The sequence below is a fragment of the Algoriphagus aquimarinus genome, assembly GCF_007997215.1.
In the GTDB taxonomy this organism is placed as follows: Bacteria; Bacteroidota; Bacteroidia; order Cytophagales; family Cyclobacteriaceae; genus Algoriphagus; species Algoriphagus aquimarinus_A.
Map to the genome: position 1 here is coordinate 119,699 of NZ_VORW01000001.1, position 16,692 is coordinate 136,390.

Sequence of the window (16,692 nt, forward strand, 5' to 3'; positions counted from 1 at the left end):
GGGATCCAATCAATTGAATTCTCATCCTCTACATCCTATTCAAGAAATAGGAATAAATTTTTATCGCACAGAGTTACAGAACAATATTTCGGAGAAACAACAGCTGCTGAAAACCTTTTTTGATAAAAATCAACTTGAAAATCAGAAATAGAATAACCTTTTAAATCAACCAATTATTTAAACATTCGTGTTTATTTTTTAATTATTGGCATAAAAACAAACCATATTTTTAAATTTTAACATTTTTATAAATAAAAATAGATAATTTTTAACGTACATTAACATCGAATTCATATCAAACTTAAAACCAAATCTATGAGAAGAATTTTATTGATTTTCTCGTTCGTACTTGTTGCTACAAATCTGCTAGCACAAGAGCGAACTGTTACAGGTAAAATTATAGCTGCTAATGATGGCGGCCCTTTACCAGGAGTAACCGTACTACTAAAAGGGACAGCAAATGGTACAGTTTCCGATATAAATGGTGGATACAAGTTATCAGTGCCATCATCAGGGGGAACGCTCACATTTTCTTTTATTGGTTATGAGACCCTAGAAGAAGATATTGGTGAGCAGTCGGAGATAAATGTTTCACTCGGAGAGGATGTTACTAGTTTATCGGAGGTAATCATAACAGCACAGGGTATTGAAAAGACTAAGAATGAACTTTCTTACGCCGCTCAGTCTGTCAGTGGAGAAGAGCTTAGCAAAGCACGTGACAACAACCTTATGAACTCGTTATCTGGGAAAGTTTCAGGAGTTCAGATACAGAGAAACAATAGCATGGGGGGTTCCACGAACGTAATTATTCGTGGTTTTAAGTCACTTACAGGAAATAACCAAGCTCTTTTTGTAATTGATGGTGTTCCTATTGACAACACCACTCACAATGCTGGAGGAGTAAATCGTGGATATTCAGGTGTTGACTATGGAAACGTAGGAGCAGACATCAACCCTGATGATATTGAATCAACCACTATTTTGAAAGGGCCTGCGGCAACTGCACTATATGGATCAAGAGCTGCCAATGGAGTAGTCATGATTACAACCAAAAAAGGCAGAAGGAATGGAATAGGAGTGACTATTAATTCTGGTATTACTGTTTCGACTATTGATAAATCTACCATGCCAAAATATCAGACACAATACGGTGGTGGTTATGGCAAGTATTACGGTCCAACGGAAGATGGGTACTTTGATATGGCCGATGTAGACGGGGATGGAACTTTGGATCCTATTGTACCAACCTATGAAGATGCATCTGTAGGGGGGGCATTTGATCCAAATCTACTGGTTTACCAATGGAATGCGTTCGGTGACCCTACTAGTCCAACCTATTTGCAAAAAACACCTTGGGTTGCAGCTTCCTCAGGTCCTTCTGATTATTTTAAGACAGGCTACGTTTATAACAACAGTGTTGTTATTGACGGGGGCTCTGAAAAAGGACAATTCAAACTGGGCTATACACGAACTAATGAAAATGGGGTTCAACCTAATAGTACGTTAAATAAAAACTACTTAAACTTTAGCGCTTCCTATGAAGTGGTTAAAAAGTTAACAGCAACAGGCGCTATAAATTTCACCCAACAAGATGCTGTAGGACGTTACGCTACTGGCTATGGTGGAAACAACAACTTGTCTAGTTTCAGAGAATGGTGGCAGGTTAACGTAGACATTAATGAATTAAGGAATGCCTACGATAGAACTGGTCAAAATATTACCTGGAACTGGTCAAGTGGTCTACCAAATAAAACCGGATTGATCTATTGGGACAACCCTTACTTTGCTTCCTATAAGAATTTTGCAAGTGATGATCGCCTTCGTTACTTGGGTTATGTAAAGCTTGATTACAAAATTACTGATTGGTTAAATATTATGGGGAGGGTTTCTTTAGATTCTTATAACCAGCTTCAGGAAGAACGAACTTCAGTAGGTAGTATCAATTATCAGCCAGGAGAATATCTTCGCAGAAACATTTCGTTCAGTGAATATAACTACGACTTGTTAGCAACGATTAGCAAAGAGTTATCAGACGATTTCAAACTAACTGGAGCCTTAGGATCAAATGTTCGCAGAACTTCCTTTTCTGGAATTAGTGCAGTAACAAACGGTGGTTTGACCGTACCTGGTATTTATGCATTATCAAACTCTTTGAGCATGATTGAAGCGCCTTTAGAATCTTACTCAGACAAACAGGTTAACGGCTATTTTGCGGATGCTGAATTAGGCTATCAAGATTATCTTTTCGTGACAGGAGCCTTCAGAAGAGATGTGTCATCCACTCTTCCGGCTGGAGAAAATGCCTATAATTATTTTAGAGTGTCAAGTGGTTTTGTGTTCTCCAAGTTTATCCCTCAGAACGCATTTTTCACATATGGCAAATTGAGAGTTAACTATGGTGAAGTAGGTAACGATGCTCCGTTTAATTCCCTGGCAGATCTTTATGACAAGCCAACCGGCTTTGGATCTGCTCCACTATTCTCCATGCCCGGCACTAAGAATAACAGTAGCCTGAAACCGGAAAGGACCAAGAGTTATGAAATCGGAACCGAGATGACCTTTTTTGATGGAAGACTAAGTTTGGATGTCAATTATTTCAAATCATCCACCATCAACCAAATTCTCCCGGTAACTGTATCTACAGCAACTGGCTACTCTTCTAAATATGTCAATGCAGGTTCGGTAGATAATAAAGGATGGGAAGTGACTGTTGGCACTAACGTCGTGAAATCAGGAGATTTTAAGTGGGATGTTAATATGAACTGGACTCGTATTCGAAATGAGGTTACAGAACTTTATGGTGATGTAACAAACCTGCCTTTGGGCAACTTTCGAGCTGGTGGTGGATCACTGAACGCTCCACTAGGTGGAGTATACGGCACCATCTATGGCTATGATTATGTATATACTAATGGGCAAAAAACGGTTTTGCCAAATGGCAGATATCAACGAACAACCACCGCTTCTAACCCCATAGGAAACATCAACCCTGATTGGACAGGTGGAATTCAAAACACCTTCTCTTACAAGTCCATTGCGCTGAGCTTTTTATTAGACATGAAGCATGGTGGTGACGTGTATTCAGCTGATATGTACTACGGCTTGGCAACAGGTCTATATGCTGAAACAGTTGGAACCAATGAATTGGGCAACCCTATAAGAAATCCAATTTCTGAAGGTGGAGGGATACTAAAAGAGGGAGTGCAGGCTGATGGATCACCAAATACGGTAAGACGGGCAATGGATGAATATCCTATGAACGGTGGCACTGTTAACCCAACTTCCGCTTATGTATATGATGCGAGCTATATCAAGCTAAGAGAATTATTAGTTTCTTATTCAATCCCATCCCGTGTTATTGAAAATTGGAAGGCTATCAGAACTTTAACATTCTCCGTCGTAGGAAGAAACTTGTGGATTATTCATAAGAATCTTCCTTATGCCGATCCTGAAGATAACTTGGGAGCTGGTAACAATCAGGGATATCAGGTTGGAAGTTTACCGGCTGTAAGAAATATCGGTTTCAATATCAAAGCATCCTTCTAAAGAAAATCAAAATGAAAAAATATATTTCAAAGTCAATTCTTGTCGCTTCAGTAGTGTTAGCGACAGCATGCGTGGATGATATTACATCACTAAACGTAAATCCCAAAGCTTATCAATCTGGATTGGTACCAGAGGGACCGTTTTTCGCAAACGCATCCCGAAACGTGGTGGATGAGGTGACATACGGGATGAGTTTTAAAATTTGGGCACAGCACTTTGCCGAGACCACCTATTTCACCACCAGTAATTACACCTTGACGGATGTAGGTAGCGGGTTTTGGTCCTCTTTGTACCAATCTGTATTGAATGATTACAAGGAGTCTAAAAAGATTTTGTTGGAGAATCCTTCTTTTTACGCAGGGGTCGACAAAAACAAATTAGCACAGATAGAAATAATGGAAGTATATACCTATTCGCTGTTGGTAACGACTTTTGGTGATATCCCATATTCTGGAGCACTTAATCCAAGTCTAAAATCTGAAGCATTAGATCCGGAAAATCTAACTCCTGGATACGATGACGGAGAGGAAGTTTACTCTGATTTGCTTAACCGGCTAAATTCGGCAATTGGTAATCTTGATCCAGCAGTAGACAATGGTGGAGATCTTGGTTTCGGAGCTTCGGATTTACTGTTTGGAGATGATATTAACCTATGGATAAAATTTGCGAATTCGCTGAAATTGAGAATGGGCATAATCATATCCGATTCTAACCCAAGCTTGGCTAAAAGCGTGGTAGAAAGTATCAACGTGGCGGACTTGATCTCTTCAAATGACGAAATTGCTCAACTACAATACTTAGCAACAACTCCTAACACAAACCCAATTTGGGTTGGCTTGATTCAAAGCGGTCGTGAAGATTATGTAGCCTCAAATACCATGATGAATATTATGGAGGAGCCGGCGGTGGATGATCCTAGGATTACAGAATATTATACCGTTGATAATTATGGAGGATACTCTGGCGGTACATACGGAACAAGTAATGCCTATGTCAACTTTTCCAAGGCTGGAGCCAAAGTAACTTCTCCAACTTGGCCTGGGATTATCATTGATTATACAGAAGTAGAGTTTCTATTAGCTGAGGCACTTGCAAAAGGATTTTCAGTTGGAGGCACCATTGCCGAGCATTATGAAAATGGAATTCGAGCTTCAATGGATTATTGGGATGTTGATGAGTCTGTTGCAGACCTCTATATTGCTGATCCTGACGTTGCCTATGCGACTGCTATTGGAGGCAATGATATCCAGAAAATAGCGCGGCAAAAATACATTGCTATGTTCAATAGGGGCTTTGAATCATGGGGCGATTATAGAAGATTTGGATATCCGGTATACAATGTTCCACCTAATCCAGGAGGCCCATTCCCCTTAAGATATACTTACCCTGTTTCCGAGCAAACATCTAATGGCGAGAAATATACTGAAGCTGCTGCTGCTATAGGAGGAGATGATCTTAATGTAAAACTTTTCTGGGATGTTAACTAACTAATCAAAAATTGTCTTAAAAAGACCGCTCGATTTTCGAGCGGTCTTTTTTTTGAAAATATGGGCAGCGCATAAACTAAAGCCATACTACAAATAAAGATAATTGCCACTCACTATCGATTTAAACCAACCTCTTTTGTACGAGGCATATTGGCGGCGCCAAGATAATCTGAAAGATATGTAATAGGAGGCTTTTCAGAGCTGTTGACTGTGCGAAATATTAAAATCGAATCAAGAAAAACAGTTTCCTAAAATAAGTTTTGTAGCGGATATTAAATTAAAAGATGCCATAAATAGTAGAGTCATGAACAGTACCGAAAGATAACTCAGGTCGATCTAAGACTTGAATATCATAAACAAAAAAAGGACACCATTTCTAGTGTCCTTCGTAGTAGCGGGAACAGGACTATTTTAAAATACTGGTTATTAATAGGTTATGACTTATAGAGGACAAATAGGGGGACAGGTTCATTTTGAGGCAACAATTTCAAATTCATTTGAATTGGTTTTAATCTACAACCTAAAATTATCAATAAAATCACGATTTATAAGCCAATTAAGTCATTCGAGATTTGAATAATTTTTTCTTTTTGCCGTAAAGATTCTGATTTTAAAAGAATTTCAGCTACTGAGATCAGAAATCGAATTTTTGTGACTCTGGAATTTAGCCATGCCCAATCCATTTGAGTGATTTCGAATTTCAACCCTCGAACAATTCGTACCGTGCGATATGTACGAGCCGTTCGAGGTGTACGAATTCTGGATTGCTTTTTCTTTTTGCTGTTTGAACCTCTTTCTTGGAGAAGAAAAGCACCACTCGATTACTTTGCACTTCAACTATCAAATTGTGCACATAGCGTGTGCACAATCAAAACTTAGTAATTAAACTCAGCTACAATTCTTCAAAACGACTCGACAAAAGCGGAGAAATAGAGAATCGACATTCTTACCAAAGAATGACGCGATTTAAATATTGCGTCAATTATCGTGACACAATTCTTTTTATTACGTGATTTTTATGATATTATTGTCGCGATACAAATGGGATTGAAGATGAAAAATCGAGATGAGCTACAACTGATTAAAGAAATAATTGCATCATCATCTGATGGCTTAGGAATAGAACAACTCCTTAGGTTGCTCCCATTTAAAATTGAAAAGAGAGCGCTTCAAAGACGACTAAAAAGCCTTAGAGAAAAGAATCTGATTCTAATAAAAGGAGAAGCTCGATCCACAAAGTATTATACAAATGTCCCTGAACAAACTCAAGATTCTGGAAGAATAAAATCAGAAGAGGAGCGACAATCGACCATTCCCCTTTCACAAGATGGCAAAGACATTTGGGCCTTGGTCAAACGTCCTGTAGCACAAAGGAAACCTGTCGGATACGAACGAAGTTTCTTGGAAAATTACCGTCCCAACATCGACAGCTTTCTCAGCAAAGAAGAAAAACAAAAACTGGCTGAATGGGGAAATACTAGGAATGGAGAACAGCCAGCCGGGACCTATGCCAGAGAAATATTAAATCGCCTTTTAATCGACCTTTCTTGGAATTCAAGCAGACTGGAAGGCAACACCTATTCCCTCTTGGATACGGAACTGCTTATCCATAACGGAAAAACCCCCTCGAACAAGTCTCCGATGGAAACCCAGATGATTCTCAACCACAAGGAGGCTATCGAGTTTTTGGTAGAATCGTCTGATGAGGTGGGCTTCAATCGCTATACTTTTCTCAATCTCCATGCCCTGCTTTCAAACAACCTGTTGCCAAATCCGGCTGCATCCGGCAGGCTTAGAACATTTGGCGTGGGAATCACCAATTCCGTATTTACTCCGTTGGGAATTCCGCAACTCATCGAAGAATCTTTTGACCTAATACTGGCAAAGGCAAGCCAGATCAAAAATCCATTTGAACAAGCTTTTTTTGTATTGGTTCAGCTTCCCTATCTCCAACCATTTGATGATGTCAATAAGCGAGTATCCAGATTGGCTGCCAATATTCCGTTAAATAGATACAACCTTGCTCCTCTTTCATTTATAGATGTACCGGAAGAAAGCTATATCAAAGGAATGCTTGGCATTTATGAATTAAACCGAATCGAATTATTCAAGGATGTTTTTCTGTGGGCATATGAGCGATCCGCTATGCGCTATGCCGCCATCCGACAATCTTTGGGTGAACCTGATCCATTTCGTATGAAATACCGGGAAGAAATACGTGGGATCGTCTGCCTAATCGTCAGCAATGCAATGGATAAAGAAGCAGCATCCGAAGCAATAAAATCTGAAGTCAAAAAATTACCAGAACCAGACCAATCTAGGTTCACTGAAGTAGTAGAAACCGAACTCCTCGGACTTCATGAAGGAAATTTTGTTCGCTATCGAATTAGACCCTCCGAATTTTCTGCTTGGAAAAAGAAATGGGATTCTTAGAAAGCATAAAAAACTTGCCAAATCCCCGAATCTCTGTTAAATATCATGCATTCAATTGGCCAGAATTAGAAAAATCTCAGGTGAAAAATCAAAAAAGAGGACAAAATGAGGGACAAATTGGAGGACAATTTGAATCAAACAAAATCAATTTGAATTTACAAACCGCAATATAGAGGGTATAAAACACAAAAGTTGACCGTAAAACGATCAACTATTTATTGAGTATCTGGAACAGGACTATTTTAACTATCTGTTTTTCAATTATTTACAAATCAAAGGGGATAAAAAAAAAGGGCAAATAAAAGTGACCACTCCTGTAATAAAGGTTTTTAAGCCCGATTTAATGCCGGGTTCTCTCTTTTAGTCCTTGATTATTTTAACTTCTCCCATATTCTTAGGAGAAGTTATTCGGCCCAACGCACGGAATTTTTCCAGTGTGAACTCATTTAGCTGGATTTCCATCTTCTCTGTATTTTTTCCATTTCCCAACTCATTATATCGATGGAGACCTTTAAGCATTCCGGTGTGCGTAACAATTTTATAATCCTTCTTCAACTCCAGTTCCTCTCTGTTCACTTTTACATTACTAATCCTGCTACCTGCAGGTTTAGTGTAATCTAAGGAGTAGCTCACTCCACTACTTTGAAGCAGGCCTCCCACCACTTCATATTTATCACCTGGTCTTTGATTAGTGGCCGTTTGCTCCAGAGTAGCTTTTACCTGCTCTCCTGTGAGTATAAGAGTTGCTACTTTTGGTGGATGAGGAAAAAGCCGGTAAAGATTTTCCGGTGTAATTTCTCCCAGCAGGGAGACCCCGTATCCCACTCCCGGCAAAAAGGAAATGTTTGCATCATATTCTTCACGAAGCAAATTGCCTACAAGTTTCTCAAAGGGACTTTCACTTTTATATTGTCTGTCAATTACCTCTGTTGCCGTTGCTATTTTCTCCTCCAGATAATCCTTGTGTGGTGCACGTAGGTTTTCAATGAGGGATTCCATTTCCGGATCCTTTTTGTAGTCGCTCACCCACAATAAATGATGTTGCGCCTTTACACCTGCGAGTTGGTTATTCCTAATTTGTAATTCAACTTCACCCAACGCCGCAGCATCTGACAGAGCCTGAACTATATAGGTGTTGTTTATTTTCTCAGGTTTTGAGATCAGGTCATGGCTGTGCCCGCCTATGATGAGGTCTATGTCGCTGAATTCTTCAGCGGTTAACCTGTCAATAGCAGTGCCCTGGTGGGAAAGCAATACAATTATATCTGCTTTCTCCTTAAGCTCCGGTAAATATTCGCGTATTACCTCATTGCCACGACGAAATTTAAGGTCTCCCATATTATCGATGTTGCCGGTAAGGTTTGTATTGTGATAGGCCAATGAAAGAATTCCAATCCTTGTTCCTCCAATTTCCCTAATAAGGTATGGATTATTGAAAATGCTTTTTCCGGTTCGGATGTCTGTTATATTGGCTGCGCCAAAAGGAAATCCCGCAATTTTCATCAGCTCTTCCGTGCGTTCTCTGCCATAATCAAAATCATGATTTCCAAGGGATAAATAGTCATATCCCAGTTGTTTCATCATAGTAATTACCGCTTCCCCTTCTGTTAAATTCCCCAGTAGATCGTCACTAAAGGTGTCTCCGGCATCCAGCAATAAAACATTGCCGTCACCCTTGGCATTTCTGAGTTCCTTCACAGCAGTAGCCAATACTGCAAAACCTCCGATTTCAGCCTCTCTTTCAAAGGTAATAAGAGTATCCCTCTCCGGATCACCGGTCTGAGAGGTTGCACTACCCAAAGTGGTTTTAAATGGCATATAATTCCCGTGAATGTCGTTTGTATGCAGGATGAAGATAGATTGTGTTTCTCCGGTTTTAGGAGAGGTGATTGTTGTTCCGCTTCCGCAGGAAGTAATAACAGAAAGGATCATCATTAAATTTAAAATTCTTTTTATATTACTAGTTTTCATTTTACAGTAAATTTTAAACCTTTTTTAAATTACTTCTCATTATTAAAAGGCTTCTAATTATTTTTAAATTTACCAATCTTTTGAATTGTTTTTCTCTATTTCTGGGACTGAAATTCAGTTCACCGTATGAGATTCTGTTCCCTGATTTAAAAATTAAACAAATTCTCCAATATTCAGTCATAACTCTTTGAGGCGGCTAACAATTCTCCGTTTTCACCAATTAAATTTGCATTCAGCTTTTTGATGATTATATCGAGTTTTTGCTTTCCGATAATCTTTTTTACTTTCTTGACCTTACCAGAAACACACCATTATCTTTAGGCAATTCCGTTTTTTGCATTTGCATAAAGGACTGCAACCCAATATTCCTACATCGACCTTAAAAGCACTTCAGGGTCACTCCAAACATTGGCCTCCATTTCACGACAATTGACACATCCGTTGACCGATGGTTTATCCTGTTATTTTACACAGGCCAAGGCTGCTTTGAAATCAAAGAATCCCTGAATTCCATGGGGGAGGTCTAGGGATCTCCATATTTTGGATTTGCAGAGGATTCTGAAATACCGATGCGATCGGAACCAAAATAGATTTTTATTTCCCTTCCTTGAAAGCCTATTGGTTATTTTAAATCCAGAAGAAATTCTTTGAAATCTTTAGTATCATAATCCCCCATTCCCAAATGGGTTAGGGCAATTTTTTCGTTTGCGTCAATAACATACGTGGTTGGAATGCTTTGTGAGCTGTACATTTGAGGCATTTGTCCGTCAACACTGTATACTTCAAAGTCGTACCCTTTATTTTTATTAAAGTCGATCGCTTTTTGAAAATTCTGATCTACTGAAAGCATTATAAAAACAACGTCTTCTTTATTGACATCATTGTAAAGCTTATTAATTCCGGGCATTTCGGCGATACAGGGAGGACACCAGGTAGCCCATATATTCATGAAAATTACCTTTCCCCGGAATTTTTCCATGCTTACTTTTTCACCTTTAGAATTGATAAGGTTCATACTAAAATCCGCCTTTGGATTTGAATTAATAGTCGCAACCTCGGCTGTAGCTGATTCTGCTTTCTGTTCCAGATCGGGATTCATGATTCCGGTTACCAGAAGCCCCCGTTGCATAAATCCTATTACTTCAGTATGTAATCCTGTGGCAAAAAGCGTCAATATTATGGCGCCAATTACACTGTATTCTATAAGGCTCTTTTTTGTTTTCTTGTTCATGATATAAGTATTTGGTATTTATTGTTTGTAGCCGTTACCCATTTATTACACCAAAGCAAATAAGTTGTCATCATTAACGTCGAATTTTGGGTGTGCCTTCAGAAATTCTGTCATCGCTTCAACGGCCTTGATATCCATTACCTTTCTGTTTTTTCCAATATTTTTTGGAACACCTTGTGAAGTCACAAAACTCACTTTGAAAATTTCTTTGGGATTGAGCTGCTTTTCGCCAAAATAAATTTCCTGTATACGGTGTCCCACGGGATTTTCTATTCGAAGGTTTATACGTAAACCTGAACACCTTTTAACATATCCGCCCATCTGCTTCATCGGATCAGATGAAAAGGTTCGTTCAAGGTTTTCCTCCAGCATATCAATGATTTCCTGTCCAGTTAAATCTACTGTAGAAACAGGTGGGTTCATTGGAATGATATTGAACAAATCTTCCTCTGTGATATTACCTTTTTCTATAGGTACACCATAGCGCCATCCATTTGAAAAAGAGATTTCAGTACCACTTACATACTTAACAGCATTCAATAACAAATTATCCATAGATGAATTCATGGTATTATACCTATGCAATGTCACTTCAGTACTACCGATCAAGTTATTTTTTACTGATTCAAAAGGTTGTAATATGGTATGGATTATTTTTTCCATTTCTGCATCAGGAGAAATGTGACTCCCTACTTTTAATAATTCGTACTGATGCCCAGTAATTAGTTTGTCCTCTATCTTTAATTTTAAATGACCTAGAAATGACCCGTGGCAACCACATTGAATGACTATTGATTTATTCACCAACACAGGTTCATACAAACGATTGTGTGTATGGGCACTTAAACAAATATCGATACCCGCAACTTTCTTAAGCAGATGCATGTCCTGAGGGAATCCATTGTGAGACAACAAGATGATAATATCAACTTGGTCGTTCTTTAGCTGCTTTATGTATCCAGGTAATTCATCAATTCCATCGGTAATTTTTAGTCCTTCACTAAATTCAGAAGGCGTTGTTTTATCAATAATATTAGAACAAATACCAATCACCCCAATTTTCAGGTTTTCTTTTTGTATTGTTATAAAAGGCTGAAGAAAAAGACTCCCATCCTCATTGTAAACATTTATCCCAAGCATGGGAAAATTTAACTTTGACAACAAGTTTTTTAGCTGTTCTGGCCCGTATGCAAAATCCCAATGACCTACCATGGCATTGAAATAAAGTTCATTTAGCACCGGTATAATCGCCTCACCCTTTGAACTTACTAAGGGTAATGTTCCATGAAAAGTATCTCCTCCATCGAATAATAAAGATGTACTATCTTTTTGTCGAATTCCCTTAATTAGCGTTGAAATTCGGGAATACCCACCCACAGATTCGGTGAATTCATCTCTGTTATTGTAGAACAATTCATTGTGCGGCTCTAAATAACCATGCACATCATTTAGATATATTATATTTAATTCCATTTTATTTTTTATTAAGTTTATTTCTATTTACCATCGTGAACAATTAGCACTTTTTCACGATTTGTATTTACTAAAATTTATACCAATTTTTTTTTAATCTTTTTTAAATTCAAAATTTAAGAAATAAATACTACTCAAATCATCAGAAATAATAATCCAGAATTTTATTTGAATTTATAACATTATAAAAGCCCTCTAAATAATAAGGAATGCCATTATTTAGAGGATTTATTCATCTGGCTCCAATTAACTTGGGATTTTTAGTTAATTATTCCTTCTTTTATTTCTTCCGATGGTTTTAACAGGATATTGTCATTTGGAGAAAGGTTACCAAAGACCTCTGTCAGGCTATCCAACCGTATGCCCTCTTTCACGTCGATACGCTGCATTTTCTTTTCATTCAAAGTCATGATGTAAGTTCCCTTCTGCGTACTAAGTACGCTTTGAGTGGGTACCCAATAGGAAGAGTTTTTGCGTTGTAACTTTAGTTTTACCTGTGCATAATCACCACCCTGCAATTCCCCCAACGGGTTTTTTACATCAAACTCCAAGGTAAGGGAGCGGTCTTGTTGGTCTAGCAATCCCGAAGTGCGGGACAATTCAGCAGAGAATGTTTTTCCCGGTTGCGAACTGACGGTAAAGGTAGCTTGCATGCCTTTTTTTACGGAAGCAGCATGTTTTTCTGGAAGGGATAATGTTAAACGCAACTTATTTCCCTGAGCCATCATAAACAAAGGAAGATTTGCTCCTGTACCTACTAATGCTCCCACAGAAATATTCCGCCGGGTAATCACACCATCAAAAGGCGCTAGGATGCGCAGATATTGCTGGAGCTGTGAAGAGTGGGCAGTACCTGCTTTGGAGGCATTATAAGCGGATTCTGCACTTTCCATTATACTCTTAGCTCTGTCCAGTTCAATAGCTGCCACAGCTCCTTCTGTTTTCGAGGCATCTACCATGCGCTCGTACGCTTGAATCGCATATTGGTAATCGCTAAAAACCTTTTGCTCTGTAGATTTATCGGACAGGTATATCTGATTCATTTCAGGAGCTTCCAATATCGCCAAGAGTTGCCCTTTGCGAACATAATCTCCGCGGTCCACAAGTAACTGCTTTACAAAACCACTTACCCTGGCATGTACTTCTACCTGTTCGAACGGTTTCAGTTCTGCCGGCACTGATATTTCATATTCTGGATTGATGAACTTGACGGGGACTGTAGGATATGTAATAGGCTTCACATCCTTTTTTTGCACCAGTTCATTTTTTTCATCGGGTGAACATGCAGTGAAAAATAATATCAGAACAGTGGCGATTGCCAATAATGACTTATTTCTTAAAATTCGTTGATACATCTTATTTGTTATTTTAAGTTTTATGATATCGTATTTTCTAAATAGTATTTGCTCTCTTCATCATCAGGGTCCAAAGAAGGACTGACATTTTTTGTCTTGGACATCAGGGAAGAAAAGAAATGCGGGAGCAGAAGTAAAATGGTTGCGGTAGATGCAATAAGTCCACCGATAACAGCCCTCCCCAATGGGGCAACCTGCTCCGCACCGTCTCCCAGTCCAATTGCCATTGGTAACATACCGGCAAGCATGGCTGTGGCAGTCATCAATACCGGTCTCAATCTGGACGAAGCTGCCAGCCTTGCAGCATTTGCAGGTTTCAGAGCTAAATTCCTCCGATAAAATTCAGCTTGGTTTACAAGAAGGACAGCGTTCGATACCGAAACCCCAATGGACATGATAATTCCCATGTAAGATTGGAGATTGAGCGTACTACCCGTCAGGAAGAGAATGATGAGACTTCCGGCAAAAACCGCAGGGACCACGGCAAGTATTATCAAGGGTACTTTGAATGATTGGTAGTATGCCGAAAGCATAAGGAATATTGCAATAATAGCGACACCCAAACCAGCCAGAAGGCTGCCCAACGTATCATCCAGAAGCTGCAAGGTCCCCTCGGTCCAAACCGTAGTTCCGCGAGGTGGTTCACCTGCCTCTTTTATTGCATTTTTTACCGCTCGAGAAGCTGTTCCCAGATCCTTGCCATATACGTTGGCTATGACAGTTACATAACGATTCGGGCCTTTACGGTTTACCTGCGCCGGAGCGATTATCCTGCGGATGGTAGCGACATCTTCCAGTACGGGGCGTATGCTTCCTTTTTTCAAAGGCAGAGACCTCAATTTTTCTTCCGAAGACATAATTGACTCTGGTATCTGTACCTGGACCTGGAAGACCAATCCTGACTTGGGATCAACCCACAGGTTTTTGTCTGTAAATCTGGTAGATGAGGTTGCAGTAACAATGCTCCGTGTAATATCCTGCATGGTCAGTCCGAATTGTCCGGCGAGGTCACGGTTTACCTCGATTTCCAAATTTGGATATGCAACGGGTTCGACAATTCGGACATCCCTCAAATAAGGTACATTTTTCAAGTTGGCTTCAATCTTTGATGCATGCGCAAAAGCTCCTAATACTTGACCGGCACCTACTTTAACTTCAATTGGTGTCATGGCTCCCTGTCCCATTATTTTTTCAGTCAGCTCCGTAGGCTCAAAATTGAACTTGGATTCGGGATGATTTTGAGCAATTACTTTTCTGATTTTTTCTTTCAAATCTTCCATTGAGCCACTATAAATCTCTTGATCTACAGACACCTGCAAGACAGCTTCATGCGAAGCATTGGTGAAAAGAAAAATGGCATTGATTGGGGAGCCTGCCGGATGCATACCGACAAAGGCTGAGGTGATGATTATTCCATTTTCAGGAAGCTGCTCTTTAATATCGTCGGTAATTTCCCGAACAAGTTTCTCTGTCACTTCTAGCCTGCTGCCTTGTGGCGCCTGTATCCGTAATTGAAAATCACCACTATTTGAAACCGGCATGACATCCGTACCAACAACGGTTAACAGCAATGCTGATACACCACCGGCAACAACAACATACAGAATGAAAAGGGAAAGCGATTTTTTTGAATACTTACGCATCCTGTAGGAATAATTCACCCTAAACTTTTCAAAGAAAGCCCGTTTCCTTGGTGTGTTGGCGACCTCATGGTGTTTGTTTTTCATCATCCAATTGGCCAGTATCGGTACAAAGGTCTGTGATGCCAGAAAGGAGGCAATCATAGCAAATGCAACTGCCATGGATAAAGGCATGAACATATCTCTTGGGAGGCCGGTCATAACAAAGGCAGGCGTTAAAACGGCAAGGATACAGAACAAGATCAACAGTTTGGGAGTGGAGATTTCAAGCAGAGCATCCACGATGGCCCGATGCTTTCCTTTCCTCATTTCCATATGCTGGTGGATATTTTCTATCGTCACCGTCGCTTCATCTACCAGGATTCCTATCGATAAAGCCAGGCCACTCAATGTCATGATATTGATGGTTTGGCCAAAAAGGTAAAGAACCATAACAGCAGAAAGAACAGCAATCGGGATAGTCAATACGACTATTAAAGCCCCACGGGTATCACCCAAAAACAAGAGTATGATCAGTCCTGTGAAAACGGCACCCAAAATACCCTCATGGATAAGGTTTGAAAGTGACCTTTCGATATAAGTGGACTGATCAAACTCGTATCGGATATTGACATCTTCCGGCAATTGATTTTTCAACATGGGAAGAGCCGATTTAAGGTTCTGCACTGCGTCCAACGTTGAAGCATCTGCCTTTTTGATGATCGGAAGATAAACCGACCGTTTGCCATTAATCAGTGCATATCCGACGGTTTGATCGGCCGCGTCTTCCACACTGGCAACATCCCGGACATACACGGTACGATTGTCACCCGTTTTAATAGGTGTGTTTAAAAATTCTTCAGGGCTCTTTGCTAAGGAGTTTAGTGGAGCCATCAGGTTTTCATCCCCTATTCGAATATTTCCGGCGGGAGAAGGAAGGCTACTCTTCGTAATTGCTACAGTTATTTCCTCGGGACTTAGCCCGTTTGCCTGCATCGCTTCGGGATCAACGTTGATCACAATCGATCGGATATTACCACCGAACGGAGCCGGAGCAGTGATGCCGGGAATCTCTACAAACATCGGCCTTATTCTCGTCAGCACCAGCGTCTGTATTTCATTAACAGACCTCTGATCGCTTTCAAAGATTAGTTGCCCAACGGGAAGTGAACTTCCGTCAAAACGAACAACGATCGGGGGCACGGCTCCGGATGGCAGGAATCCCATTGCCCTTGAAACCGATGTAGAAACTTCACCTGCTGCCTGTGACATATTGGTCCCGGGATAAAAGGTAAGTTTCATCAGGGTTAATCCTTGAATACTTTTAAAATCAATATTCTTTACCCCACCTACAAACAGCAAGACCTTTTGGAACTCGTTGGCCATAAATCCATCCATGTAAGCAGGTGACAATCCTCCATAAGGCATCGCGATGTACATCGCCGGTAATTCCACCTCCGGAAAAATATCTACGTTGATTTTACTTATCGTGCTATAGGAAAAGACAGCTATTGCCAGCACCACCACCATTATGGCAATTGGCTTCCTTAATGCAAATCTTATTAAGTTCATACTTA

Annotated in this window: 9 protein-coding genes; 4 read left to right on the top strand and 5 right to left on the bottom strand. The window is 39.9% G+C overall.

Going from position 1 to position 16,692, the window contains the following annotated elements; translation table 11 throughout:
• Positions 1 to 315 precede the first annotated feature (315 nt).
• The 4 genes from ESV85_RS00550 (at position 316) to ESV85_RS00565 (ending at position 7,639) form a co-directional block, all read left to right on the top strand.
• Complete coding sequence (locus ESV85_RS00550; RefSeq protein ID WP_146914342.1) at positions 316 to 3,546, top strand: SusC/RagA family TonB-linked outer membrane protein; 3,231 nt, start codon at positions 316 to 318, stop codon at positions 3,544 to 3,546.
• Between the two features lie 11 nt (positions 3,547 to 3,557).
• Positions 3,558 to 5,033, top strand: a complete 1,476-nt coding sequence (locus ESV85_RS00555) for a SusD/RagB family nutrient-binding outer membrane lipoprotein (protein ID WP_146914343.1) — start codon at positions 3,558 to 3,560, stop codon at positions 5,031 to 5,033.
• Positions 5,034 to 6,086: 1,053 nt separating this feature from the next.
• Entirely contained in the window at positions 6,087 to 7,466 is a 1,380-nt protein-coding gene (locus tag ESV85_RS00560; protein WP_103923950.1) for a Fic family protein, read from the top strand.
• Positions 7,442 to 7,639, top strand: coding sequence for a hypothetical protein (locus ESV85_RS00565; protein ID WP_146064351.1), 198 nt, complete (start codon positions 7,442 to 7,444; stop codon positions 7,637 to 7,639). Before ESV85_RS00560 ends, ESV85_RS00565 begins: the two co-directional genes overlap by 25 nt.
• Before the next feature lie 187 nt (positions 7,640 to 7,826).
• Here the strand turns inward: ESV85_RS00565 and ESV85_RS00570 are convergent, their stop codons facing one another.
• The 5 genes from ESV85_RS00570 to ESV85_RS00590 all read right to left on the bottom strand — a co-directional run bounded on the left by ESV85_RS00570 (position 7,827) and on the right by ESV85_RS00590 (position 16,687).
• The gene (locus tag ESV85_RS00570) at positions 7,827 to 9,437 is read right to left on the bottom strand and encodes a bifunctional metallophosphatase/5'-nucleotidase (protein ID WP_103923876.1); all 1,611 of its coding nucleotides are present in this window, start codon (positions 9,435 to 9,437) and stop codon (positions 7,827 to 7,829) included.
• A gap of 622 nt (positions 9,438 to 10,059) precedes the next feature.
• Positions 10,060 to 10,668 carry a TlpA family protein disulfide reductase gene (locus tag ESV85_RS00575; RefSeq protein WP_103923875.1) on the bottom strand — a complete coding sequence of 203 codons (609 nt, stop codon included), beginning with the start codon at positions 10,666 to 10,668 and terminating at the stop codon, positions 10,060 to 10,062.
• Positions 10,669 to 10,713: 45 nt separating this feature from the next.
• Complete coding sequence (locus tag ESV85_RS00580) at positions 10,714 to 12,141, bottom strand: bifunctional metallophosphatase/5'-nucleotidase (RefSeq protein ID WP_103923874.1); 1,428 nt, start codon at positions 12,139 to 12,141, stop codon at positions 10,714 to 10,716.
• Between the two features lie 260 nt (positions 12,142 to 12,401).
• On the bottom strand, positions 12,402 to 13,496 hold the full coding sequence (locus ESV85_RS00585; protein ID WP_103923873.1) for an efflux RND transporter periplasmic adaptor subunit: 1,095 nt from the start codon (positions 13,494 to 13,496) through the stop codon (positions 12,402 to 12,404).
• A gap of 20 nt (positions 13,497 to 13,516) precedes the next feature.
• Entirely contained in the window at positions 13,517 to 16,687 is a 3,171-nt protein-coding gene (locus tag ESV85_RS00590; protein WP_103923872.1) for an efflux RND transporter permease subunit, read from the bottom strand.
• Positions 16,688 to 16,692 lie beyond the last annotated feature (5 nt).